Here is a 26595-nt window from a genome sequence, read left to right as displayed (position 1 = left end):
TACCTCTCCTCGGTTCGGTCAAGCGGGGAAACTGTCGGGATCAAGTGGGCCACAGCGGCCGCGAGAGCGGCAATACCGGCCGGGCCCGATAGGGGTGGGCTAATCGTCGTCCCCACCCCCGATCGCCATGCTGATCAACGCGTCGGTGTCCAGCTCGTCGATCGTGTCCTCGTCCACTGCGGACGATTCCAGCTCCTCGTCGGCGACGGACTGTTCCGGGATCTGAATGCCCGCCAGCTCGAGCAGCCCGTCGAGCAGGCCCGCCGAACGCAGCCGTTCCAGCGGGATCGCCGACAGCGCGTCCCGGATTCCCTGGTCCGACAACGGTTCCGGCTCGGTCTCGGCCGGGGCCAGCTCGGTCACCAGGTGCTCGGCGAGGATCCGCGGCGTCGGGTAGTCGAAGATCAGGCTGACCGGCAGCTTCAGTCCGGTGACGAGGCTGAGCTTGTTGCGGAACCCGGTGGCGGACAAGGAATCGAAGCCGACCTCGTTGAACGAGCGGTCCGCCTCCACCGCCTCCGGACCGGCGTGCCCGAGCAGCGTCGCCGCGTGCGTGCGCACCAGGGTGAGCACGGTCGGCACCCGCTTGCCCGGCGGGAGCGCGCCGAGTTTCTGCGCCAGCGATTCGGTGTCCTCCACGGCGTCCTGAGCCGCGCGCCTGCCGCGAGTGCCGGCGAGTTCGCGCAGGACGGCCGGGAGGTCGTCGTCGCCCGAGGACGCCAGTACGCGGGTGTCCAGCGCGATCGGCACGAGCAGCGGTTCGGGTGAACCCGCTGCCGCGTCCAGCAGGCGCAGACCGTCCTCTGTGGACAGCGCGGTGATGCCGGTTTCGCCGATGCGGTGGGCGTCCGCGTCCTCCAGTGCCGCACCCATGCCGCCGCCCCACAGGCCCCAGGCGAGCGAGGAGCCCGCGAGACCCTCGCGTCGGCGGCGGACCGCCAACGCGTCGAGGTAGGCGTTGGCCGCGGCGTAGCTGCCCTGGCCCGGTGCGCCGAGCACGCCGGCGGCCGAGGAGAACAGGACGAACGCGGTCAGGTTGCGGTCGCGGGTCAGCTCGTCGAGCGTCGCCGCGGCGTCGACCTTCGGGCGCAGGACGTGGTCGAGACGTTCCGGGGTAAGGGAAGTCAGGACACCGTCGTCCAGGACACCCGCTGCGTGCACGACTCCGCGCAGGTCGATTCCGTCCAGCAGGGCGGAAACCGCGGCGCGGTCTGCCACGTCGCAGGCGGCGAGCGTGACTTCGGCGCCGAGACCGGTGAGTTCGTCCCGCAGTTCGGTCGCGCCGGGTGCGTCCGCACCGCGACGGCTGACCAGCAGCAGGTTCTGCACGCCGTGTTCGGTCACCAGGTGCCGGGCGACGGAACCGCCGAGCGCGCCGGTCGCGCCGGTGATCAGCACCGTGCCTTCGGAGTCCCAGACCGGCGCGGCAGCGGCGTCGGCGGCGCGTTGCAGTCGCGGCACCAGCACCGCACCGGCACGGAGAGCGACCTGCGGTTCGTCCGATGCCGACACTGCGGCAAGGGTGCGGCCGCTAGGGGTTCCGGTGCCGAGGTCGATCAGGGTGATCCGGTCCGGGTGCTCGGCTTGCGCCGAACGGACCAGCCCGGCCACCGCGGCTCCGACCGGGTCGGGGCTTTCCTCGGCGTCGGCCGCGACCGCGCCGCGGGTGACCACCAGCAGCGAGCCCTCCGGACGGGCGAGGAACGTCTGCAGTTCGCCGAGGACTCGGTGCAGTTCCGTGTGCACGTCGTCGCCGGTGGCGGGCAGCACGACCAGGCCGGAAGCGTCGTCGATGCTGGTCGCGGCGGTGGCGCCGAGGGCATCGGTGAGGCCGAACGGGTCGTCGCCGACCACGGTCCAGTCGGTGACCTCGGCGACCGCGTCGAGGTCGGTCTGCTCCCAGGCGAGGCGGAACAGCGACTCCGCGCCCCCGGTTTCGGCGGCTTGCGGCTGTGCCGACATCGGACGCAGCAGCAGCGAATCCACCGAAGCGACCGGCGCACCGGTGGCATCGGCGATCTTCAGCTCCGCCGCGCCCGAGCCGATCTGCTTCACGTGCACCCGCAGCGTCGTCGCGCCGACTGCGTGCAGCCGAACGCCTTCCCACGCGAACGGCAGCGCCGGTTCGTCGCCGACCGCGCCGGAGACGCCGATGGTGTGCAGGGCGGCGTCGAGAACGGCCGGGTGGATGCCGTAACGGTCCACATCGGACACCGTGGCGGGCAGCTGGATCTCCGCGAAAGCTTCGCCATCGCCCTTCCAGGCGGCGACGAGGCCGCGGAACGCGGGACCGTACGCGAGACCGTCGGCGGCCAGTTCCTCATAGGTGCCCTCGAGTTGCACCTGCTCGGCGGCGGGCGGCCAAGCGGAGAGGTCGAACTTCTCCGACTTCCCTGCCTTCGCGAGGCGTCCGGTGGCATGACGGGTCCATGGGACGCCGTCCGCCGCGCCCTCCGGTCGCGAGTGGACAGTGAAGGCGCGAATGCCGTTCTCGGCCGCGTCGAGCGCGAACTGGACGCGCACGCCGGTCCGCTCCGGCACCACCAACGGGTACTCCAGCGTCAGCTCGTCCAGACGCGGGCATCCGGCCTCGTCACCGGCGCGGATCGCCATCTCGACAAAACCGGTGCCGGGGAACAGGATCGAGCCGCCGACGACGTGGTCAGCCAGCCACGGGTGCGTGCCGACGGACAGCCGTCCGGTGAACAGCAGGCCTTCTGCGCCAGCCAACTCCGTCGCGGTACCGAGCAGCGGGTGGTCCTCCTGACCCGGTGCGGCGGCCGTGCTCTCCAGCCAGTAACGCTGACGCTGGAACGGATACGTCGGCACCGGCACCGGGTGCGCGCCGGTCGGGGCGTAGATCGCCGACCAGTCGACGTCGACGCCGCTGACATGCAGTTGCGCGACACCGGTGAGCGCGGCGACGGCTTCGTCCTGCTCCTTGTGCAGCAGTGAAGCGAGCACGAGACCGTCTGGGCGCTCGTCGAGGCAAGCGTCGGCCATCGCGGTGAGCGTGGTGTCCGGCCCCAGTTCGAGGAAGCGGGTCACGCCGTCTGCGGCGGCTCGGGTGACGGCGTCGCGGAACTGCACGCCTTCGCGGACCTGGTTCACCCAGTACTCCGGCAAGGTCAGGTCATCAGCGGGCTCGCCGGTGACCGTGGAGATGATCGGGGTCCTCGGCTCCGAATAGGACAGTCCTTCCGCGACAGTGCGGAATTCGGCGAGCATCGAGTCCATCAGTCGCGAGTGGAATGCGTGCGAGACGCGGAGTTGCTTGGTTCGCTCGAACTTCGCCGCCACTTCGGCGACCGCTTCCGCGGCACCGGAGACGACGACTGCGGTCGGGCCGTTCACCGCGGCAATGTCCACAGTGTCCCCAGCGGCTTCGCGAACCGCTTCGGGAGTCCCGTCGATCGCGACCATCGCGCCGCCGGTCGGCAGGGCCTGCATCAGCTTGCCACGGGCAACCACGAGCTTCGCGGCATCGGCCAGCGAGAAGACGCCAGCGCAGTGTGCGGCGGCAAGTTCGCCGATCGAGTGTCCGGCCAGCAGGTCCGGCTTAACGCCCCAGGATCGGACCGTGCGGAACAGCGCGACTTCCAGCGCGAACAGCGCCGGTTGGGTCCAGCGGGTCTCGTCGAGGCCGTCGCCGCTTTCGATCACTTCGCGGAGCGGGCGGTCGAGGTGCTTGTCGAGTTCGGCGCACACCTCGTCGTAGGCCTCGGCGAAGGCCGGGTACCGCGCCGCCAGCTGCGAGCCCATCTGCGCCCGCTGCGAACCTTGGCCGGCGAACAGGAACGCGGTACGGCCGCTACCGGTGGCGGTGCCGCGAACGACGCCGCGTGCGTCCTCCTCGTCCACCAAGGCCGCCAGACCGCGCACGAACTGCGGCGAACGGCTGCCGATCAGCACCGCGCGGCGGTCGAACGCACTGCGTGCAGTCGCCAGCGAGAGGCCGATGTCGGCGAGGCTGCCTTCCGGGTCCTCGTCCACATAGGACATCAGCTGCTCGGCCTTGGCCCGCAACGCTGCCGCACCGCGACCCGAGACTGGCCACGCGACCGGACCGTCGTACTCCGGACCCGTCGAGGCGGTGACCTCGCGGCGGTCGCCTTCCTCCAGGATCACGTGCGCGTTCGTGCCGCTCACGCCGAAGGACGAGACGCCGACGCGTCGGGTGTGGCCGTTCGGCAGCCACTTCACCGGCTCGGCGAGCACTCGCACCGCGCCGGTGGACCAGTCGATCTCGCTGGACGGCTTGCCCACGTGCAACGTCGCGGGGAGTTCGCCGTGCCGCATCGCTTCGATCATCTTGATCACGCCTGCCGCACCGGCGGCGGCCTGCGTGTGCCCGATGTTCGACTTGACCGAACCGATCCACAACGGACGGTCCGCCGACGTCTGCGTGCCGTAAGTGGCCAGCAGCGCCTGGACTTCGATCGGGTCGCCGAGCTTCGTGCCAGTGCCGTGTGCTTCGACGGCGTCCACATCGGACGGTTCCAGTCCGGCGTCGGCCAGCGCGGCGCGGATCACCCGCTGCTGCGCAGGACCGTTGGGCGCGGTCAGGCCGTTGGACGTGCCGTCCTGGTTCACCGCGCTGCCCTTGAGGACCGCCAGCACCGGGTGGCCGTTGGCGCGGGCGTCGGAGAGGCGCTCCAGCACCAGCACGCCAACACCTTCGGACCAGGTGGTGCCGTCGGCGTCGTCAGAGAACACCTTGCAGCGGCCGTCGGCGGCGAGGCCCTGCTGACGGCTAAATTCCACAAAGGTCTCCGGCGTGGCCATCACCGTGACGCCGCCGGCCAGCGCGAGCGAGCAGTCGCCGCCGCGCAACGCCTGGGCCGCCATGTGCATCGCGACCAGCGAAGACGAGCAAGCGGTGTCGACGGACACGGCCGGGCCTTCGAGGCCGAGGGTGTAGGAAACCCGGCCGGTGACGATCGAGCCGGCGCTGTTCGCACCCACGTAGTCGTGGTACTGGACGCCCGCGTAGACGCCGGTCGGGCTGCCCTTGAGCGAAACCGGGTCGATGCCGGACCGCTCCAGCGCCTCCCAGGACGCTTCGAGCAGCAGCCGCTGCTGCGGGTCGATCATCGGCGCTTCCTTCGGCGAGACACCGAAGAACGTCGGGTCGAAATCGCCCGCGTCGTAGACGAATCCGCCGCGCGCGACGTAGGTGGTGCCGGGACGGCGGCCGGTCGGGTCGAGGAGGCCGTCGATGTCCCAGCCGCGGTCGGCCGGGAAGTCCCCGATCGCGTCGCGACCCTCGGCGACCAGTTCCCACAGCTGTTCCGGCGAGGTGACGCCGCCGGGCAGACGACAGGCCATGCCGACGATCGCGATGGGCTCGTCCGAGTTGTCCTTAGTGGACACGGTCTTGATTTCGACCGCCGTTCCCGCCAGTTCGTCGAGCAGGTGCGCGGCGAGGGCGGTCGGCGTGGGGTGGTCGAAGATCAGCGTCGCGGGCAGCCGCTGGCCGGTGGCCGCGGTGAGGCCGTTGCGGAGTTCGATCGCGGTCAGCGAGTCGAAGCCGAGCGACTGGAACTGTGCCGACGGCTCAATCTCGTGTGCTGCACGGTAACCGAGCACCGTGGCGGCGTGGCTGCGCACCAGTTCCAGCACCGCGTCACGGCGGTCTTCTTCCGGAAGGCCCAGCAGCCGTGCGCCAAACGAGTCCACTGAGGACTCTGCAGCGGCGGCGACCCGGCGCGTGGTGCGGCCGACGAGCTGCTCCAGCGTGCGCGGGAGCCGGTCAAGCTTGCGCAGCACCGGCAGGTCGAGCTTGGCCGGGACGGCGGTCGGCTTGCGGACGGCGATGGCGCGGTCGAACATCGCCAGACCCTCCGCAGTGGACAGTGGCACGATGCCGCTGGCCGCGAGCCGCTGCACCTCCTCTTCGGTGAGCGTGCCGCCCATGCCGCCGACCTCGCCCCACAGGCCCCAATCCAGCGACAGACCCGGCAGACCATGCGCGACGCGGTGCGACGCGAGGGCGTCCAGGTAGGCGTTGGCCGCGGCGTAGCTGCCCTGCCCGGGCGCGCCGAGGACGCCGGAGACCGACGAGAACAGCACGAACGCGGACAGCGCGATCTCGCGGGTGAGTTCGTGCAGGTTCAGCGCGCCATCGACCTTCGGGGCGAGCACAGCGTCGACCCGATCCGGGGTCAACGCGGTGACCACGCCGTCGTCGAGAACGCCAGCGGCGTGCACGACCGCGGTGAGCGGGTTCTCCTCCGGCAGCGACGCCAGCACGCCGGCCAGCGCCTCGCGGTCGGCGACGTCGCAGCGCTCCAGCCGAACGTCAACGTCGCTCTCGCGCAGTTCGGCGGCCAACTGGTCGAGAGCGGGCGTGATCCGGCGGCTGAGCAGCAGCAATCGGCGGACGCCGTGCTCGGCGACCAGATGCCGGGCGAGCTTTCCGCCCAGCGCGCCGGACGCGCCGGTGACCAGCACCGTGCCGTGGGGGCAGAAGTACGGCCGCTCCAGCTCCGGCGTCGTGCGGACCAGCCGGGGCACGAGGACGGTGCCGAGCCGGACCGCTGCCTGAGCCTCGCCCGAGGCCAGGACCTGCGGCAACACCGCTTCCGGTGTGGTTTCGGCGTCGAGGTCGAGCAGGACGAACGCGTCCGGATTCTCCTCCTGCGCGGAGCGGACCAGGCCCCAGACCGCGGAGGCGGCGAGGTCGGTGACGTCTCCGGCGGCCGGGACCGCGCCGCGCGTGACCACCACGAGCCGGGCCTGCGAGGGGTGTTCGTCGGCCAGCCAAGCCTGAAGCGCGGCCAGCACACGGTGCGTGAGTTCGTGGGTCTCCGCGGCAGTGCCGGATTCGCCGACGCACTCGAGAATCTGGACGTCGGCAGTGTCCACAGTGGTCTCGACGTCCGCCGAACGCTGCCATTCGATCCGGTACAGCGGCGCGGCCTGCTCGGCGACCGGCGCGGTGAACGCGCGGAACACCGTCTCGGCGACCGTCGCGACCGGAGCCCCAGTCGGGTCGGCGAGGGCGATGGTGAAACCGTCCTCTGTGGTCGGTGTGAACCGCACGCGCAGCGCGGACGCACCGGTGGCGTGCAGCTCAACTCCGGTCCAGCAGAACGGAACCCGGCCGACACCGCCGTCACCGCCACCGGCGACACGCAGCGCGTGGGTGCACGCGTCGAGCGCGGCCGGGTGGAGGCCGAAGCGGTCAGCGTCACTGTCCTCCGGCAACGCGACTTCGGCGAAGATCTCACCGTCGCGCTGCCAGACTGCTTGCAGGGAACGGAAAAGCGGGCCATACGTCAGGCCGGTGTCGGCGAAGTCGTCGTACAGACCGTCGATGGCGACCGACTCTGCGCCAGCGGGCGGCCACTCGGTCAGCGCAGTGCCGCCGCTGGCCGACTGCGGAGCGACGCTGCCGGTTGCGTGCAGGGTCCAGTCGGCGTCGTCGTCCTCGGTTCGCGAGTGGACAGTCACCGAACGGACGTCGCGCTCCCCCGCCGCTCCGACGGTGACCTGTACCTGGATGCCGCCGCGCGCCGGCAGGACAAGCGGGCTGCCCAGGGTCAGCTCCTCGATCCGGCCGGAGCCGACCTGGTCTCCGGCGCGGACGACCAGTTCCAGGAACGCCGTTCCGGGCACGGTGACCGCGTCGCCGAGCTGGTGTTCGGCCAGCCACGGGTGCGTTTCGACGGACAGCCGGCCGGTGAGGACGACGCCGTCGGTGTCGGCGAGCGCGACGGCCGCGCCGAGCAGCGGGTGCCCGGCGGACGTCAGCCCGGCGGCGGTGACCTCGTCACGGTTGGCGCGGGCGTCGAGCCAATACCGCTTGCGCTGGAACGCATACGGCGGCAGGTCGACACGCTGGGCACCACGGTCGGCGAAGACCGCGGCCCAGTCCGGGGTCAGACCGCTGACGAACAGCTCGGCCAACGCGGTGAGCGCGGCGGCCGGCTCTTCGCGGTCCTTGCGGAGCACCGGGACCACGAGCGCGTCGGACGTCTGGCGGACCAGCGCGGACAGCACGCCGTCCGGACCGACCTCGACGAAGCGTCCGACACCTTGTGCTGCAAGGGTTCCGACCCCGTCGTGGAACCGGACCGCGGCGCGGACCTGGCGCACCCAGTAGTCCGGAGTGGACATGTCAACATCGGGGCCGACCGTGGAGACCAGCGGGATTTCCGGCTGGCTATAGGTCAGGCCACGGGCCACGGCGGCGAACTCCGCGAGCATCGGTTCCATCAGCGGCGAATGGAACGCGTGCGACACCTTGAGCTTCGAAGACTTCCTAGCTGAGAATTCCGCCACCACGGCGGCGACGGCGTCCTCGGTGCCGGAAAGCACGACGGAATCCGGGCCGTTGATCGCGGCGATGCTGACCTCGTCCGTCAGATGCGGCGTGACCTCGTCCTCGGTCGCCTGCAGAGCCACCATCGAACCGCCGGACGGGAGGGCCTGCATCAACCGAGCCCGAGCGGCGACCAACGTGGCGGCGTCGGCCAGCGAAAAGACTCCGGCGACGTGCGCGGCGGCGAGTTCGCCGATCGAGTGGCCGAGCAGGAAGTCCGGCTTGATCCCCCACGACGCGAGCAACCGGAACAGCGCCACCTCGATCGCGAACAGCGCGGGCTGAGTGTAACCGGTTTGGTTGATCAGTCGCGGTTTCTCGAACAGGACTGTCTTGAGTGGACGGTCGAGGTGCTGGTCCAGTTCGGCGCAGACCTCGTCCAGCGCCGCGCTGAAGACCGGGAACGCAGCGGCCAGCGCGGCCCCCATCCCGGCCCGCTGCGCGCCTTGGCCGGAGAACAGGAACGCGGTCAGTCCTTCCACCTGCGTGCCGGTGACGACATCCGGAGTCGCGACACCGTCCGCGAGCGCGGCGATGGCTTGCTTCGGGTCCTCGGCCAGCACGACCGCGCGGTGCGACAGCGGCGACCGCGAGGTGGCGAGCGAAAAGCCCAGGTCAAGCGGGGTCACATCGAACGACGCCAACTGCTCGGCCTGCGCCCGCAGCGCCGCACTCCCGTGGCCAGCCAGCGGCAGCGGAACCGCGACGCCCTCCGGCCAGCTCGGCGTAACGGGTACGGCGGCCTCCACCGCAGGCGCTTCCTCCAGGATGATGTGCGCGTTCGTACCGCTCACGCCGAACGACGAAACACCCGCGCGACGTGGGCGTTCCCCAGTCGCCCACGGACGCTCGGTGCGCAGCAGCTCGACCGCGCCGGAGGTCCAATCGACCTCTGTGGACGGTTCGGTGACGTGCAGCGTGCGAGGCAGCAGACCGTGCCGCATCGCCTGCACCATCTTGATCACGCCGCTGACACCCGCCGCCGCCTGTGCGTGACCGATGTTCGACTTGATCGACCCGAGCCACAGCGGCTCGGTACGGTCCTGGCCGTAGGTGGCCAGCAATGCTTGCGCCTCAATGGGATCGCCCAGCGTGGTACCGGTGCCGTGGCCCTCGACAGCGTCCACATCGGACGCCGACAGCCGGGCGTTGGCGAGCGCCTGCCGGATCACCCGCTGCTGCGAAGGACCGTTCGGCGCGGTGAGGCCGTTGGACGCGCCGTCGGAGTTCACCGCCGAGCCGCGCACGACCGCGAGCACCGGGTGTCCGTTGCGCTGGGCGTCGGAAAGCCGTTCCAGCAGCAGGGTTCCCGCGCCCTCGGCCCAACCGGTGCCGTCCGCGCTGTCGGAGAACGCCTTGCACCGACCGTCCGCCGCAAGACCGCGCTGACGGCTGAACGCGAGGAACGGTCCCGGGCGCGACATGATCATCACGCCGCCCGCCAGCGCGAGCGAGCAGTCCCGCTGGCGCAGCGACTGGACCGCCAGGTGCAGCGCGACCAGCGAAGACGAGCACGCGGAGTCGATCGTGACGGCCGGGCCTTCCAGCCCGAGCGCGTAGGCGATCCGGCCGGAGATGACCGAGCCGGCGTTGCCGGTGCTCAGGTAGTCCTCGACCTCGCCCGCGAGCACGGACGGCGGCAGCTCGTCGTAGTAGTCCTGCCCGCCGCTGCCGACGAACACGCCGACCTGCTGTTTCGCCAGCGAGTGCGGCGCGATGCCGGCCCGCTCGAAGGTCTCCCACGCCAGCTCCAGCACGATCCGCTGCTGCGGATCCATCGCCAGGGCCTCGCGCGGCGAGATGCCGAAGAACGGCGCGTCGAACTGGCCCGCGTCGTGGACGAACCCGCCTTCGGAGACGTAGCTCGTGCCGGGGCTGTCCGGGTCGGCGTCGAACAACCGGTCCAGCGCCCAGCCGCGGTCGGCGGGGAACTCCCCGATCGCGTCGCGGCCGTTGGCGACCAGCTCCCACAGGTCGTCGGCGGACCGGACGCCGCCCGGGTAGCGGCAGCCCATCGCGACGATCGCGATCGGCTCGGATTCCGCGGCCTCGACCGCGCGCAGCCGCGCCCGCGTCTCCTGCAGGTTGGCGGTGACCCGCTTCAGGTAGTCGACCAGCTTGGTTTCGTCGGTCCTGGCTTCGTCAGACATCTGGAGAACCTCTTGTCGCAGAATCAAGGGCGGGTGGTCAGGCGCCGAGCTCGTCGTCGATGAGGGCGAACAGTTCGTCGGTGGTGGCCGCTTCGAGCGCTTCGGAGCCGGATTGGCCGCCGGACAGCGTCTGGTGCAGCGCGGCGACGACCGCCTGCAGCCGGGGCAGGATGCGGGACCGGTCGATCTCCGCGGCGTCGAGCGCGGCGGCCGCCGCTTCGAGCCGGTCGAGCCCGGCCTCGAGCGGGACCTCCGTCTCGCCCGCGCACAGCTGGCTCCACAGGTGCTCGGCCAGCGCCTGCGGGTTGACGTGGTCGAACGCGACCGTGGCGGGCAGCTTCAGGCCGGTGCCGGCGCCGAGCCGGTTGCGCAGGTCGACGGCGGTCACCGAGTCGAAGCCAAGTTCCTTGAAGGCCCGGGCGGGTTCGACCGCGCCGCCGTCGTCGTACCCGGCGACTGCCGCGACTTCGCCGCGCACCAGGTCCAGCACGGTCCGGCGCTGTTCAGCCGGGCTCAGCGACGCCAGCCTGGTGGCGAGGTCGCCCGCGCCCACCGGCTCGGCGTCGGTCTGGTCGGCTGCCGCCTCGGGGATGCCGCGCAGCAGCGGGCGGGGCCGGGCGAGCTGGTAGACCGGCGCGAACGCGGCCCAGTCGATGTCCGCGACAACCAGCTGGGACTCGTCGTGGTCGAGTGCCTGGCCGAGTGCTTCGACGGCCAGCCGCGGATCCATCTCGGCCAATCCCATGCGGCGCAACAGATCGCTCGCGTCCGCGTCGACCATGCCGCCACCGCCCCAGGACCCCCAGGCCACCGCGGTCGCGGTACGACCGGCCGCACGACGGCGCCGGGCTAGCGCGTCGAGGTAGGCGTTGCTGGCGCCGTAAGCGGGCTGGCCGGAGGTGCCCCACACCGCGGCGCCGGAGGACATCAGGGCGAACGCGTCGAGTTCGGTGTCGCCGAGCAGCCGGTCGAGCAGCTCGGCCCCGGTGACCTTCGCGCGGATCGCGGCGGTGAACTCCTCCGGTGTGACGTCGGCCAGCGCGGGCTCCCGGGTCAGCACGCCGGCGGCGTGCACCACGGCGGTCGGCGGGTGCTCGGCGAGCAGCTTGGACAGCGCTGTCTCGTCGGCAACGTCGCAGGCCACGACGGTGACGCGGGTGCCGGAAAGCTCTTCCACCAGCTCACGCGCACCCTCGGCTTCGAGACCGCGACGGCTGGTCAGCACCAGGTGCTCCACGCCTCGTCCGGCGAGCCAGCGCGCGACGTGGCCGCCGACCGCACCGGTGCCGCCGGTGATGAGCACGGTGCCGCGCGGCTGCCACGGCTCGGCGACGTCCGGGCCGAGCGGCGCGTGCACCATCCGCTTGGCGAACACTCCGGACGGCCGGATCGCGACCTGGTCCTCGTCGTTGATGCCGGAGACGACAGCGGCGAGCTTCGCCGCGTCAGATGCGTCCGTGACGTCGACCAGACCGCCCCAGCTGCCCGGCTGGTCCAGGGCGACCACGGTGCCGAGGCCCCAGACCGAGGCGGCCTCGGGGTCGGCGTCGGAGAAGGCATCGACTGCGACTGCGCCTCGGGTGACGACCCAGGCCGGAGCGTCGATCTCGTTGTCCCGCAGGGCTTGCAGGAGCGCGATGGTGGTGAGCGTCGGGTTCTCGGCGAAGGCGAGCAGCGAGAGGACGCCGTCGAACGGGCGGACCGCGGTTGCCTCGCCGAGCAGTTCGGCCAACGCGGTGCGGGTGTAGTCGGCGGCGACCAGCCGGACGACGTCGCCCTGTTCGGCCAGTGCGTCCGCCATGTCGGTTGCCTGCTTGTCCCCGGCCGGGACGACGATCAGCCAGCTGCCGGTGAGTCCGCCGGTCACGCCGGACAGCGGGGCCCAGGACACCCGGTACCGCCAGGAGTCCACGGTGGACAGTTCGGTGCGGCGGCTGTGCCAGGCGGCCAGTGCCGGGACGACCTCGGCGAGCGGGCCGGTCCCGACGCCGAGCCGGGTGGCAAGCGCGTCGACGTCACCGCCGGTCACGTCCTGCCAGAACTCCTGGTCGGCCACTGGGGTCGCAGTCTCCGCCGTGACGGCTTCTTCTTCGTGCCAGAAACGCTTGTGCTGGAACGGATAGGTCGGCAGGTCGACGATCTGGCCGCCGGGGACCAGCGAGAGCCAGTCGACCGAACCGCCGCGGACCGAGTACTCCGCCATCGAGGTCGCGAACCGGGTCAGGTCGCCCTCGTCGCGGCGGAGGGTGCCGACGACCGAGCCGGTGTGCCCGGTTTCGTCCAGCGTCTCCTGGATGCTCATGGCCAGCACCGGGTGCGGGCTGATCTCGATGAACCGCGTGTAGCCCGCCTCGGCGAGCTGCGCGACGACCGGGGCGAACCGGACCGTGCGGCGCAGGTTGGCGAACCAGTACGCGGCATCCACAGTGGACTCTTCGACCGCGTCGAGGGTGACCGTGGAGGTCATCGCGACGTCGCCGCGCCTCGGCTGGATCGGGCCGAGGTCCGCGAGCAGCCGGTCCGAGAGGTGTTCGACGTGCGCCGAGTGCGACGCGTAGTCCACCGGGACCAGCTTCGCGCGGAAGCCTTCGGCCACCAGTTGATCACGCAGCTCTTCGAGCGCTTCGGTGTCGCCGGACAGCACCGCGGAGGTCGCACCGTTGTCGGCGGCGACCGAGATCCGGCCGCCCCACGCGCCGAGCCGCTCTTCCAGTTCGGTCGCCGGGAGGCCCGCCGCGAGCATGCCTCCACCACGGCCGCCGAGGATGTCGCCGATCGCTTTGCTCCGCAGCGCTACCACCAGCGCACCGTCCTCAAGCGACAGTGCACCTGAGACAGTCGCGGCGGCGATCTCGCCCTGCGAGTGACCGATCACCATGTCCGGCTCGACGCCGTGCGCACGCCACAGCGCGGCCAGCGAAACCATGACCGCCCAGAGCATCGGCTGCACGACGTCGACCCGGTCGGCCGGCGGGGTGCCCGGCTCGCCGCGCAGGACCTCGATGACAGACCAGTCGGTGAACTTCCGCAGCGCGGTGTCGCATTCGGACATTCGCGCAGCGAAGGCCGGGGACTGCTCGATGAGGTCGAGCGCCATGCCCGTCCACTGTGAACCCTGGCCAGGGAACACGAAGACAGTGCGCCCGCGCACATCCGCGGTGCCAGTGATCACGTCCGGCCTCGAAGCGCCAGACGCCAAGGCGCGCAACGCTTCCTCAGCCTGCTTGCGGTCCTGCGCGACGACCACCGCACGGTGGTCCAGCGGTGCACGACCAGCGACGAGCGTGTGCACGACGTCGGCGAGGTCACTGTCCACTTGAGCCAGTTGTCCGGCGGACTCGGCCAGCGCGGCCGGAGTCTTCGCCGACAAGGCCAGCGGGTAGACGGGACCCGAAACAGCAGTCGTTTCCTCAGCGACCGGGGCCTGCTCCAGGATCACGTGCGCATTCGTCCCGCTCACGCCGAACGACGACACCGCCGCCCGCCGCGGCCGGTTGACCTCGGGCCACGCCTGCGGTTCGGTGAGCAACTCGACTGCGCCGGACGTCCAGTCCACGTGCTTCGACGGCGTCCCGACGTGCAGCGTCTTCGGCAGCCGGGCGTGTTGCAGGGCCTGCACCATCTTGATCACGCCCGCAACGCCAGCGGCGGCCTGCGGGTGGCCCATGTTCGACTTGATCGACCCGAGCAGCAACGGCGCACCGCTGCTGCGCTGACCGTAGGTTTCCAGCAGCGACTGGGCTTCGATCGGGTCGCCCAAAGCAGTCCCGGTGCCGTGCGCCTCGACAGCGTCCACATCGGACACCGAGAGTCCTGCGTCGACGAGCGCGGCTTCGATCACCCGAACCTGCGAAGGACCATTGGGCGCGGAGAAACCGTTGCTAGCACCGTCCTGGTTCACCGCCGAACCGCGCAGCAACGCGAGCACGCGGTGCCCGTTGCGCTGCGCGTCGGAAAGCCGCTCCAGGACCAGTACGCCAACGCCTTCCGCCCACGACGTGCCGTCGGCGTCGTCGGAGAACGACTTGCTCCGACCGTCCGCCGCGAGACCGCGACGGCTGCAGAAGTCCACGAACATCTCCGGCGTGCCCATCACCGCGACGCCGCTCGCCAGCGCGAGCGAGCAGTCGCCGCGCCGCAGTCCTTGCGCGGCCATGTGCAGCGCGACCAGCGAAGACGAGCACGCGGTGTCGACCGACACCGACGGTCCTTCGAGGCCGAGCGTGTAGGAAACCTGGCCCGACACGAGGCTGCCGTCCGGGCTGCCGCCGCTGTAGTCGTGGTACATCACGCCGGCGTAGACGCCGGTCGCGCTGCCCTTGAGCCCGTGCGGGTCGAGCCCGGCGCGCTCGAACGCCTCCCAGGACGCTTCGAGCAGGATCCGCTGCTGCGGGTCGGCGCGGCGGGCGTCGCGCGGGCTGATGCCGAAGAACTCGGCGTCGAAATCCGCTGCGTTGTAAAGGAAACCGCCGTGCCGGGTGTAGGTCTTGCCGGGTCGCTCGGGCGTCGGGTCGTAGACGCCCTCGATGTCCCAGCCGCGGTCGGCCGGGAACTCCCCGATCGCGTCGCGGCCCTCGTCGACGAGGTCCCACAGGTCGTCCGGCGTCCGCACGCCCCCGGGGTAGCGGCAGCTCATGCCGATGATGGCGATCGGCTCGGTGTCTCGCGCCTCCAGTTCGTGCAGCCGGCGGCGGGCCTGCTTGAGATCGGCCGTCGCACGCTTCAGGTAGTCGCGGAGCTTGTCCTCGTTGCTCATGGTCTGCCCGTTCATGAGATGCCCAATTCGTCGTCCAGGACGGCAAACAGCTCGTCGTCGGTGGCCTCGTCCAGATCGGCTTCGGTTTCGGCTCCGGCGTGCGCGTCGGCCCACTTGCGCACCAAGGCGTCCAGCCGCGCGGCGACCTTCGCGGTCGACCCGTTCAGCGTTCCGGCCGCGCCCCCGAGGAGGGTTTCCAGCCGGTCGATCTCGGTCAGCAGCGGTTCGGCCGGGCCGCGGCCCACGCCGAGCAGCTCGTGCAGCCGCCGGGCCAGCGCGGCCGGGGTCGGATGGTCGAACACGATGGTCGCGGTCAGCTTCAGCCCGGTCCGCGCGCCGAGCTGGTTGCGCAGTTCGACGGAGGTGAGGGAGTCGAAACCCATCTCCTGGAACGCGCGCTCCGGCTCGACCGCCGCGGCGTTCGCGAAGCCGAGGATCGCCGCGACCTGCTCGGACACCAGGCCCAGCAGGTACTCCTCGCGCTCGGCCTCGGGCACGGTCGCCAACCTTGTCGCTGCCGGAGCCTTTTTGGCTGGCCGGCGAACCATGCTCCGGAGGACCGGCGGCAGGTCGTCGGTCCGGGCGCGCAGCGCCGCCTGGTCCAGGCGGACCGGCGCGAGCACGGGTTCGGTCGACGCGAGGCTGGCGTCCAGCAGGGCGAGTGCTTCGGCGGTCGCCATCGGCGGCGTGCCCAGGCGGCGGAGACGGCGGAAGTCCGCTTCGGACAGTTCGCCCGCCATGCCGCCGTCCTCGGACCACGCGCCCCAGCACAGCGACGTCGCCGGAAGTCCTTGTGCGCGACGGTGTTCGGCCAGTTCGTCGAGGAAGGCGTTGGCCGCGGCGTATCCCGCCTGCCCGGCCGCGAGGACCGTGCTGGCGGCGGAGGAGAACAGGACGAACGCGTCCAAGTTGCTCGTTAGCTCGTGCAGGTTCCAGGCACCGTCGACCTTCGGCGCGAAGACGCGGGCGGTTTCTTCCTCGGTGAACGTCTCGACGCGTCCGGCCGACGGCACGCCTGCCGCGTGGATGACGGCGGCGAGCGGGCCGACGGTTTCGAGCAGGTTCCGCACAGACTCCGCGTTGGTGACGTCGCAGGCTTCGATCGAGACCGTCGCGCCTCGGGAAGTCAGCTCGTCGCGTAGCTCGGCCGCACCGGGGGCGTTCGCTCCCCGACGGCTGGTCAGGACGAGGTTCCGCAAGCCGTGTTTGGTCACGAGGTGCCGGGCGACGACTGCGCCGAGCCCGCCGGTACCACCGGTGACCAGGACTTTGTCCCAGTTCAGTTCGGCCGGTTCCGCCGCGACGGTGGCGAATCGCGGGGCGAAGACCTGGCCGTCGCGGACCGCCGTTTCGGGCTCGCCGGTGGCCAGAGCCGGGTCGGGATCGCCGTCGACCAGCGCGAATCGGCCCGGGTTCTCGGCTGCGGCGGCGCGGACCAGTCCCCAGACGGGGGCGAGCGCCGGATCGACGTCCTCACCGTTTACCGACACCGCTCCGCGCGTGACGACCGCGAGGCGACCGTCGCCGTCGAGGGTTTCCTGGATCGCCGCGAGCACCTTCGCCGCCACTGCGCGCGCGGCTTCCGGCACTCGACGCTCCGAAGTGGACACTTCGAGGATCCGGAAGTCGTGCTGTTCGCCAATATTCTCGACGGGCTCCCACTTGACCCGGTACAGCGAGTCTTTCGCCGGAGCCAGCTTGAGCGCCCGCGCGGCGAGTGCCTCGACGGTCAGGACCGGGCCGCCGGTGGCGTCGGCGATCTGCAGGGTGATCGTGTCGGTGCCCGCCGGGGCGACTCGGACCCGCAGCGTCGACGCGCCCGGCGAGTGCACGGTCGTGCCGCTGAAGGAGAACGGCAGCATCGGTTCGGCACCGCCCTCGGGGGCCGGGCCGAGGAGCTGCGCGTGCATGGCGGCGTCGAGCAGGGCGGGGTGGACGCCGTAGTCGCGGGCCTCGGCACCGTCGGGAAGCGTGACCTCCGCGTAGATGACGCCGCCGTCTTGCCACATCGCTTGCAGGCCCTGGAAGGCCGGGCCGTAGTCGTAACCAAGTGCGGCGAGAGTCGTGTACGGGTCGTCCAGCTCGACCTTCGTCGCACCGGCGGGCGGCCACTCGGTGAGGTCGAAGGAGGGGGCTTCTGCAGTCGGGGCAACGAAACCGCTGGCGTGCCGGGTCCAGGTTTCGGCGCTGTCCTGTCGCGAGTGGACAGTGACGGTGCGGCGGCCGTTGTCGTCCGGAGCCTCGACGGAGACCTGGATCGCCGCGCTTTCGGTGAGGGTGAGCGGCGCTTCGAGGGTGAGTTCCTCGATGTGCACGCAGCCGACCTCGGCAGCGGCGCGGTACACCAGCTCGACAAACGCCGTCCCCGGAACCAGAACCGTGCCGAGCACGACGTGGTCGGCGACCCAGCCGACGCTGGTCGTCGACAGCCGGCCGGTCAGCACCACCGAATCGGTCTCCGGCAGGTGGACGACGGAACTCAGCATCGGGTGTTCGGCGGGCCGCTGGCCGTGTTCGGTCGCGTCGCCGCCGGTCGTGTCGGCGGCGAGCCAGTAGCGGGTGCGGCGGAAGGCGTAGGTCGGCAGCTCGACGCGACGCGCGCCCGGGTAGAACGCCGTCCAGTCCACCGGGACGCCGCGCGCGTGCAGGGTCGCGAGCGCGGTGACGGCGGTGATCGCTTCGCCGCGGTCCTTGCGCTGGGCCGGGACGAAGGCGAGGGTGTCGTCGTCAAATCCGTTCCGCGCGGCGGCGGTGAGGACTGCGGACGGTCCAATCTCGACAAACGTCCGAACGCCTTCGTCCACCAGCTTCTCGACCCCGGCGTGGAACCGGACCGCGGCGCGGACCTGACGTACCCAGTAGTCCGGAGTGGACAGATCCTCGCCTACACCGACAGTGGAGACGATCGGGATCTGCGGCTTCGCGTAGGTGAGCTTCTCGGCCGCGACGGCGAATTCGGCGAGCATCGGTTCCATCAGCGGCGAGTGGAACGCGTGCGACACCTTGAGCTTCGAAGACTTCCGCCCGTCAAACGCGGCCACCACGGCGGCGACGGCGTCCTCGGTGCCGGAAAGCACGACTGAGTCCGGGCCGTTGATCGCAGCAATACTCACCTGGTCGGTCAGATGCGGCGTGACCTCGTCCTCGGTCGCCTGCAGAGCCACCATCGACCCGCCGGACGGCAAAGCCTGCATCAGCCGCGCCCGCACGCCGACCAAGGCCGCTGCGTCCGGCAGCGAGAGAATCCCGGCGACGTGCGCGGCAGCCAGCTCGCCGATCGAATGGCCCAGCAGGAAGTCCGGCTTAATCCCCCACGACGCGAGCAACCGGAACAGCGCCACCTCGACCGCGAACAACGCAGGCTGAGTGAACCCGGTGCGCTCCAGCTCGGCGGCATCGTCGAGGACTGTCTTCAGTGGACGGTCCAGGTTCGGGTCGAGTTCGGCGCACACCGCGTCGAAGGCTTCGGCGAACGCCGGGTACTTCGCGGCGAGTTCCTTGCCCATCCCGGCCCGCTGTGCGCCCTGGCCGGTGAAGAGGAACGCCGTACGGCCGTTGGTGCGGCGGTCCCGTACTTCGCTCAGGCCGTCTCGCGTCGCACCGACAAGCACGGCGCGGTGGTCGAGCATGGACCGGGTGGTGGCCAGGGAGAAACCGACATCGGTCGGCGATCCTTCAAGGCCGGTGAGCTGGTTGACCTGAGCAACAAGCGTGTCCGCCGTGTCCGCGGAAACCGGCCAAGCCAGCACCGGCACCTCGATCGGCGCAGCGGCCTCTTCGACCGGCTCGGCCTGTTCGACAATCACATGCGCGTTGGTGCCGCTGATCCCGAACGACGACACCGCGGCGCGACGGGCACGTCCGGTCTCCGGCCACGGGCGGGCCTCGGTGAGCAGCTCGACCTCGCCGGCCGACCAGTCCACGTGCGGCGAGGGCGCGTCGACGTGCAGAGTCTTCGGCAGCACGCCATGCCGGATCGCCTCCACGACCTTGATCACGCCGCCGACGCCGGCCGCCGCCTGGGTGTGTCCGATGTTCGACTTCAGCGAGCCCAGCCACAGCGGTTCAACGCGGTCCTGGCCGTAGGTCGCGAGCAACGCCTGCGCCTCGATCGGGTCGCCGAGCTTCGTGCCGGTGCCGTGGCCCTCGACGAGGTCGACGTCCGCCGTGCTCAGCCCGGCCGATTCCAGCGCCTGGCGGATCACTCGCTGCTGCGCGGGTCCATTAGGGACAGTCAGACCGCTCGACGCACCATCGGAGTTCACCGCGGAGCCGCGGATCACGGCGAGCACCGGGTGACCGTTGCGGCGGGCTTCGGAAAGCCGCTCGACGACGAGGACACCCGCGCCCTCGCCCCAACCGGTTCCGTCGGCAGCGGCGGCGAACGCCTTGCACCGGCCGTCGTCAGAAAGCCCGCGCTGCTCGGAGAAATACACGAAGGTTTCCGGAGTGGCCATCACCGTCACGCCGCCGACCAGCGCCAGCGAACAGTCGCCGCGACGGAGCGCTTGCGCGGCCCAGTGGAGCGCGACGAGCGACGATGAGCACGCGGTGTCCACGCTCACCGCCGGTCCTTCGAGCCCGAGCGCGTAAGCGACCCGGCCGGACACGACGCTGCCGGCGGCCGCGTGCCCGGCGTAATCGTGGTACATGACGCCGGTGAACACGCCGGTTTCGCTGCCGCGCAACGTCTCCGGCACGATCCCGGCCCGTTCCAGCGCGGTCCACGAGGTCTCCAGCAGGATCCGCTGCTGCGCGTCCATCGCGAGCGCCTCGCGCGGCGAGATGCCGAAGAACTCCGGGTCGAATTCCGCCGCGTCGTAAAGGAATCCGGCCTCACGAGTGTTCGTGGTGCCGGGCCGCTCGCCGCTGGGGTCGTACAGCGTGTCCAGCGGCCAGCCGCGGTCCTCCGGGAAGCCGCCGATCGCGTCGGTTCCGGTGGCGACGAGGTTCCACAGGTCCTCGGGCGACGTGACGCCGCCCGGGTACCGGCAGGCCATGCCGACGATCGCGATCGGCTCGCCGTCGCGCTCGCGCGTTTCCTGCAGTGCCCGCTTCGCTTCGCGAAGATCAGTCGTCGCGCGTTTGAGGTAGGCGAGCAGTTTGCGCTCGTTCTCGCCGCCGGACTGGAAGTCGCTACTCACGCCAATCGCCCCGCCTAACCGCGAAAAAGGGTGGAAAGTGCCACGTCGGGAACGCTACCGACGGCGCTGGCGGGCCCCCACCCCTAGCGGCCCCACATTCAGCTGGCCAGCGCGGCGGCGACCGTGCGAGGGGCCGGCAGCGCGGCCACCTCCGCACGCAAAGCGCTCGCACCGGCACGAAGCGTTTCTCCCGTTAGCCGGGAAATCCCTTCTGCCGCACCGGAAATACCCGCTCCCGCCGCTGTCACGCGAGCGCTGAAAGCAGACTCGGTCAACGACAGCTGCGGCAGTCCGTACGCCACCGCGGCAAGCGCCAAGGTCTCGTCACCGTCGTGCACCACCGCCGCACAGGTCGGCAATACGGCAGCTGGCGGCGCGGCGTCGACGAGCTTCAGTTTCTGCGGCAATTCAAGACCAGCGGGCAGCTCTGCCGCACAGACAATTTCAGCGTCCACATCGGACATTGCCCGGAAGGCCGGCTCGTACCACGACGGATCGTTCAGCGACAGGAGAATGCGAGCCCGGCGTGCCTTGCGGCGCAACCAAGTCGGCACCTCGACGGGGCCGAAGTACGGCACGTGCCGCAGCGGTTGTCCCGGAGAGTCCCGCAATGAAGGCGGAACGACGTCGAGCGCGAGGTCCGCAGCTGCGTCAGGTTCATCGTCCGGACTCAGCACGCGAACCGCCTTGGCGTCGACCGCGCGCGCGGCGGCGATTCCGGCAGGAGCGTTCGACACCACCGCCGCGGGTCGCCACAGTTGCGCGAACTTGGTCAGCGCAGCGGATTCGGCGAGCTCCGCGTCGCCGTCCTCGAGCTCGACCGCGACACAGCCGGTGCGCAGGATGTCCTCGACGAACGCGGGCCGTCCGGCGATTTTCACGTCGTGCCCGGCAGTTCGCAGCGCCCAGGCCAGCGGAACCAGGGTGTGCAGACGGGCCGTTGACGACGGCGCGGCCAGGAGTACACGCATGGGGATCACTCCAGATACGACAAAACCGGGCCGGCCCGGTGCGGACAGTCGTGACGAGACTATCCACCCCGGACCGGCCCGGCGTACCCCTAGAAACCGTTACTGGCCAGGCATTTTCACCGCTTCGATGGCGTTGCGGCGCATCGCCAGCCGCGCCGAGAGCGCGGTCGCCGGCCACACGATCAGGAAGATCGCGAGGACCACGCCGAGGAACACCCAGATCGGCCCGGACGGGATGATCTCGCCGGTGGTGAGCGCCATCGGCACCACGGTGAAGAGCGAGATCACGATGCCGAGCACAAGCCCGGTCACCGCCACGATCCCGCCTTCCACGAACAGCATCCGCCGGATCTGCCCGCGATCCGCGCCGGCGAGCCGCTGCGCGCCGAACTCCCGCCGTCGGGCCAGCACGGCCACCGCGAGCGTGTTCACCGCGGCGATCGCGGCGTACGCGATGGCCAGCACGGCCAGCAGATAGTTGATCAGCGCCTCGACGTCGGCACTCGCCTGGAAGCTCGCGGCGAGCGCGCTGTCGTCGCCGACCGTGACCCCGGGCCAGTCCTTCGCCCGGTCGGACAGCGCCGACACGATCGCACTGGCGTCCCCGCCCCGCACGAGCACCTGCGACGCCAGGCCGCTGGTCGTGTGAGCGGCCAGGAGGTCCGCGGGCAGAATCATGCTCGCGTAGCTGGACGGGCTGTCCAGCAGCGCGACCACGGTCACCGGGACCTGCGCCCCGTCGCCGAGCCGCATCTTGATGTTCGAGCCGACCTTCACTTCCAGCTTTTCAGCGACCGACGCGGGCAGCGCGACGGAATTCCCGCGCAGCTGCGTCAGCGAGCCTTCGGTGACCTCGGTGGCGAGCACCGTGCCGCCTTGGTCCTGCGCGGCGACGCCCAGCAGCCGCAGCGGGTCGCTTCCGTTGCCGTCGTAGGGCTCCTCGACCCAGCCGGAGCTGGTGACGAGCGGCGATGAGGTCGCAACCCCTGGCGTACTGCGGATCTGCGCGAGCTCGTCCGGTGAGAACCCGCCCGCGGTCGAGGTGACCACCGCGTCTGCCTTCAACTGACCGGCGTACGCGGCGATCTGCGCTTTTTGGGCGGTGGTCTCGGAATACACGTTGCCGAGCGCGACCGCGCTGGCGAGCGTGATCGGCGTGAGCACCGCAGCGAACGCGACCGCCCGTGCCCGGGTGTTGATGACCGCGAGCGTGGCGTCGCGGCCGGCGACCCGGCGCACGAACGGACCGAACCGGTCCACCACCCAGGCGATGATCTCCGGACCGAGCAGCGCGACGCCGATCGCGCCGGTGAGCACCGCCGGTCCGCCGATCGCCGCCGCGGTGTCGGCGGGCATGAAGATCGTGGTCGCGGCGAGCAAAACCGTCGCCGCACCGCAGATCAGCGCGCCCATGCGGCGCATCGCGTTCACCTTGACGCCCGGGATCGCCGCTTCGGCCAGCGCCTGGATGGGCCGGGCCCGCGCGGCGGCGAGCGCGGCGAACCACGCGGCCCCGAAGGTGATCGCGAGCGTGGCGATGACCCCGGCCGCGAACGCGATGATGTCCTGGGTGAAAGCGAGTTCGTCCGGCACGATGCCGAGCGAGCCGCTGGTGCTGAAGATCCAGTTTCCGAGCAGGCTGCCCAGGAACGCCCCGCACACCGCGGCGATCGCGCCGACCGCCATCGTCTCCATGACGACCATGCGGTGCACCTGTTTCGGCGTCGCCCCGGTCGCCCGCAGCAGCGCGAGCTCCTGCTGCCGCTGCCGGACGGTGAGGCTGATCGTCGCCGAGACGACCAGTGCCATCACGACCAGCACCATGCCGCCGAACACCGCCGCGAGCAGGATCAGCGGCAGCTGGCTTCCGCTCACGCCGAGGAATTCGGCCGAACCGCGGTCGTCGCCGGTCAGCACGGTGAGCGAGGGAACCTGTGCGGAAATCTTGCCCGCCAGGTCCGCCGCGTCGACGCCGTCGGTCGGAAAAACGCCGACGAGGCCGACCGTTCCGGGATGCGGGTTGAACCGCTGGGCGTCCGTGACAGAGAAGAAGAACGCGGGCGCCTTCACGGTCTGCGACGGCTGTGCGACACCGGAAATCTGGAACGACTGCCGCTGCCCGTTCACCGCCAGATCAACGGCGGAACCGGCATGCAGCCCAGCCGCGGACGCGGTGGTCGCGTCAATGACCACTTGCCCCGGAGTGTTCGGCGCCGCGCCTTCGGTGAGCTTGTATCCGCCCAGCGAAGCCGAATCCCAGCCGTGTCCGGAAAGGACAGACGCACCCGACTCGGCGGGCGCGCCGTCGTGCAGCAGCACGGTCGCGAACGACACGTCCGGCACCGCTTGTCCGACACCCTGCACCGCGGAGATCTTCGCGACCTGGTCCTCCGGCAGCACCGCACGCTCGGCGTACGGGACGACCTGGGATTCCTCGTCCGGCAGCTTGAACCCGGCGGACCCGCCGACCACGAGCGGCGCCGCGGACAGCCGTTCCGGCGCCGCCTTCAGCACGATCGCCGTCTCGAACAGCCCGGCGCACGCGATCAGCAGACCGCAGCCGATGAGGATGGCGACGAACGACGCGAGCGACGCCGCCGCGCGGTACCGGAGGCTCGACAGCGCGAGCGCGAGCACCACTCGCCGCGAACTCACCGCTGCCTCCTCGCTTGCTCGCCGAGGTGCGCCAGGGTGCTCGCGACCGCGTCGACGCTGGGCGTGGCCATCTGCGTGACGATCCGGCCGTCGACCAGGAACAGCACGTTGTCCGCGTGGGACGCCGCGACCGGGTCGTGGGTGACCATCACGATGGTCTGGCCCGCGCTGACCAGCTCGCGCATCAGGCCGAGCACCTCGAGCGCGGTGGTGGTGTCGAGCGCGCCGGTCGGTTCGTCGGCGAACACCACGGCCGGGCGGGCGGCGAGCGCGCGGGCGATCGCGACGCGCTGCTGCTGTCCGCCGGACAGCTCGCCGGGCCGGTGCTTCACGCGCTGGGACAGCCCGACGCGCGCGATCACCTGGTCCACCCACGGCTTGTCCGGCGTGCGGCCGGCCAGGAGCGTGGGCAGCGTGACGTTCTGCTCCACGTTCAGCGCCGGCATCAGGTTGAACGACTGGAAAATGAACGCCACGTGCTCGCGGCGCAGCTCGGTGAGCTGGGTTTCGTTCTTGCCCTTGAGGTCGGTCCCCACGAGGGTGACCTGCCCCGAGGTCGGCGTGTCCAGCCCCGCCGCGCAGTGCAGCAGCGTGCTCTTGCCGGACCCGGACGGGCCCATCACCGCGGTGAAGGTGCCTGCCGGGAAGGCGACGGACACGCCGGCGAGCGCTTCGACGGCGCTCTCGCCGCGGCCGTAGGTCTTGTGCACCGCGTCCAGCTGGACCGGTGTCGCCACGGAAGTAGTGGTGGGCACGTCGTTCACTCCGATCCGTTCCCGGAACCGCGGCGCTCGAGCGACCACCAGACCGCGAGCACGATCGCGCCCCCGCCCAGCGTCCAGAGCCAGAAGGGCGACTTGAAGGACATGCTGATGAGGCTCATCAGCAGCCAGATCACGAACTGGACGCCGGTGATGGCGGCCCAGGCGATCGTGACGATTCGGCGAGCGAGTCCGCTCCCGGAGCGGGTCTTCTCGGTGCTCTCCGACATGAGGCCCCCCAATACGGCTTCGACGGAGTCGGGATTAATTGTGTAAGGCTTGAACAGTTTAGCGGACTCCCGCGGACGGGGGAACCCCAGGGGTTTCGCTCAGGACGCCCGGCCCGCCGTGGCCCGCGCCCGCCGGTCGAAGTCCCGGACGCTCCACACGCCCGCGACCAGCACTCCGCCGCCCAGATAGACCCAGAGCAGCCACAGCGGATCCCACTGCCCGCCGATCACCCCGATGCCGAACCAGATCAGCGTGTTGACCGCCACGACCACCACCCACAGCCCGAACGCGAGCTTCGGCGCGGCCTCCAGCAGCGGCGGCGGCGACCCGGACGCCCGCCCTTCGACCGCGGCCCGCAACGCCGCGTGCGACTCCGCGAGCCGGATCCGGGCCAGCCTGCGAGCCGCTTCCTGCCCGTCGCAGACGCCCTCCGAACGGGCGTGCTCGACCTCGGTAGCCGCCAGCTTCCGATCCAGTTCGGTGACCTTCCCGAATCCGAACCGGTTGGTCTCGCTCACGTTGGCTCGCCCCCAGACCAGATCAGTGTAAGACTTGCACAGTTTACTGAAAGACGTACCGGAGCGAAAGATGCCGATCGAGCCCGATCCCCGAGCCCTGCCGCCGGGCCTGACCCCAGCCTGGCTGGGCGCCCCCCGTCCCCGCCGAGGACCGAAGCCGTCGCACACCGTAGCGGCGGTGGTAGCCGCGGCGGTAGAGCTGGCCGACACCGAAGGCCTGGCAGCCGCGTCGCTGCCGAACATCGCGTCCGCACTGGGCCTGACGACCAACGCGCTGTACCGTTACGTGAGCTCGAAAGACGAGCTGCTGATCCTCCTGGCCGAAGCCGGCTTCGGCGCACCTCCGCCCGCCCCTGTCGGCCTGGACTGGCGCTCCGCCGTCCGCACCTGGGCCGACGCCGCAACCAAGCGATACGCGGCGCGCCCGTGGCTGCTGGACGTCCGCGAGGGCCTCACTCCACACCGCCTGCGCTGGACCGAGCAACTCCTGGCGATCTTTGTTGAAGCCGGTCTGTCCACAGTGGACGCCCTGTCCTGCGCAGAACTGGTCTCGGCAACAGTCCGAGCCACCGCAGACCGCCGCCGCACGATCGCCGACCCGGACTCCCCGGAATCCACCGAGTACGCAGCCGAAGTGCGGGCCTTCCTGCACCCCCGCCTGACCGAAGGCGACTACCCGCACCTGGCCGAACTAACGGAGTCCCAAGAATTCCCGGCCGCCGCCCCCGAAGACTTCGCCCTGGAACGAATCTTGGACGGAATCGCCGCCCTGCTCCCATAACGAGTCCGTGAGGGGCCCCTTCACGGAATCAGATTCCCTCAAGGAGCCCTTCACAGCCCACCCGCTCGTTCGATCGCTCGTTCGCCGCCGCGATGCGCCCCACCGCCACATTCGGTGCATCCCACGCACCCAATGCGGCATTCGGTGCGTCACATGCACCCAACGCCACATTGGGGCGCAAGCCCCGCCCACTCACCAACCGCAGCCAACGCACCCACGCATGGAGGCACCCACCCCACCCCCAACCCCGATACGAAGCCTCCTCTGCGGTTCGGGGGTGCTTGTCAAGGCATCTTTCCCGC

8 protein-coding genes and 1 pseudogene are annotated in these 26595 nt (G+C 70.8%); 1 reads left to right on the top strand and 8 read right to left on the bottom strand.

Translation table 11 applies throughout. The annotated features are described in order from the left end of the window. Window positions 1-99 precede the first annotated feature (99 nt). From ABD156_RS14430 to ABD156_RS14395, 8 genes and pseudogenes are all read right to left on the bottom strand, one after another. Window positions 100-10503 carry an SDR family NAD(P)-dependent oxidoreductase gene (locus tag ABD156_RS14430; protein ID WP_377927049.1) on the bottom strand — a complete coding sequence of 3468 codons (10404 nt, stop codon included), beginning with the start codon at window positions 10501-10503 and terminating at the stop codon, window positions 100-102. A 10-nt stretch (window positions 10504-10513) separates the two neighbouring features. Beyond that, entirely contained in the window at window positions 10514-15232 is a 4719-nt protein-coding gene (locus ABD156_RS14425; protein ID WP_344272124.1) for a type I polyketide synthase, read from the bottom strand. A gap of 11 nt (window positions 15233-15243) precedes the next feature. Then, window positions 15244-20253, bottom strand: a pseudogene (locus ABD156_RS14420) (type I polyketide synthase); the annotation flags it as partial. Window positions 20254-20474: 221 nt separating this feature from the next. Continuing rightward, window positions 20475-21347 (bottom strand): nucleotide disphospho-sugar-binding domain-containing protein, encoded by an 873-nt coding sequence (locus ABD156_RS14415; protein WP_344272118.1) that lies wholly within the window; start codon window positions 21345-21347, stop codon window positions 20475-20477. Between the two features lie 99 nt (window positions 21348-21446). After that, on the bottom strand, window positions 21447-24002 hold the full coding sequence (locus ABD156_RS14410) for an ABC transporter permease (RefSeq protein ID WP_344272115.1): 2556 nt from the start codon (window positions 24000-24002) through the stop codon (window positions 21447-21449). After that, complete coding sequence (locus ABD156_RS14405) at window positions 23999-24766, bottom strand: ABC transporter ATP-binding protein (protein WP_344272112.1); 768 nt, start codon at window positions 24764-24766, stop codon at window positions 23999-24001. Before ABD156_RS14405 ends, ABD156_RS14410 begins: the two co-directional genes overlap by 4 nt. Then, window positions 24763-24993 carry a hypothetical protein gene (locus tag ABD156_RS14400; protein WP_344272109.1) on the bottom strand — a complete coding sequence of 77 codons (231 nt, stop codon included), beginning with the start codon at window positions 24991-24993 and terminating at the stop codon, window positions 24763-24765. Before ABD156_RS14400 ends, ABD156_RS14405 begins: the two co-directional genes overlap by 4 nt. A 99-nt stretch (window positions 24994-25092) precedes the next feature. Then, the gene (locus ABD156_RS14395; RefSeq protein WP_344272106.1) at window positions 25093-25512 is read right to left on the bottom strand and encodes a hypothetical protein; all 420 of its coding nucleotides are present in this window, start codon (window positions 25510-25512) and stop codon (window positions 25093-25095) included. Window positions 25513-25582: 70 nt separating this feature from the next. Here ABD156_RS14395 and ABD156_RS14390 point away from each other — a divergent pair, with 70 nt between their 5' ends. After that, window positions 25583-26293, top strand: a complete 711-nt coding sequence (locus ABD156_RS14390) for a TetR/AcrR family transcriptional regulator (RefSeq protein WP_344272103.1) — start codon at window positions 25583-25585, stop codon at window positions 26291-26293. The last annotated feature ends 302 nt before the right edge of the window (window positions 26294-26595 follow it).

Source organism: Amycolatopsis albidoflavus (genome assembly GCF_039525725.1).
GTDB lineage: Bacteria > Actinomycetota > Actinomycetes > Mycobacteriales > Pseudonocardiaceae > Amycolatopsis > Amycolatopsis albidoflava.
The sequence above is the reverse complement of the archived record's forward strand: the minus strand, read 5'-3'. Positions and strand labels throughout refer to the sequence as shown.

Bases quoted from the DNA above. Each gene is read 5' to 3' on its own strand.
- ABD156_RS14425 (WP_344272124.1), bottom strand. From the start codon at position 15,232: ATGAGCAACGAGGACAAGCTCCGCGACTACCTGAAGCGTGCGACGGCC.
- ABD156_RS14415 (WP_344272118.1), bottom strand. From the start codon at position 21,347: ATGCGTGTACTCCTGGCCGCGCCGTCGTCAACGGCCCGTCTGCACACC.
- ABD156_RS14390 (WP_344272103.1), top strand. From the start codon at position 25,583: ATGCCGATCGAGCCCGATCCCCGAGCCCTGCCGCCGGGCCTGACCCCA.
- ABD156_RS14400 (WP_344272109.1), bottom strand. From the start codon at position 24,993: ATGTCGGAGAGCACCGAGAAGACCCGCTCCGGGAGCGGACTCGCTCGC.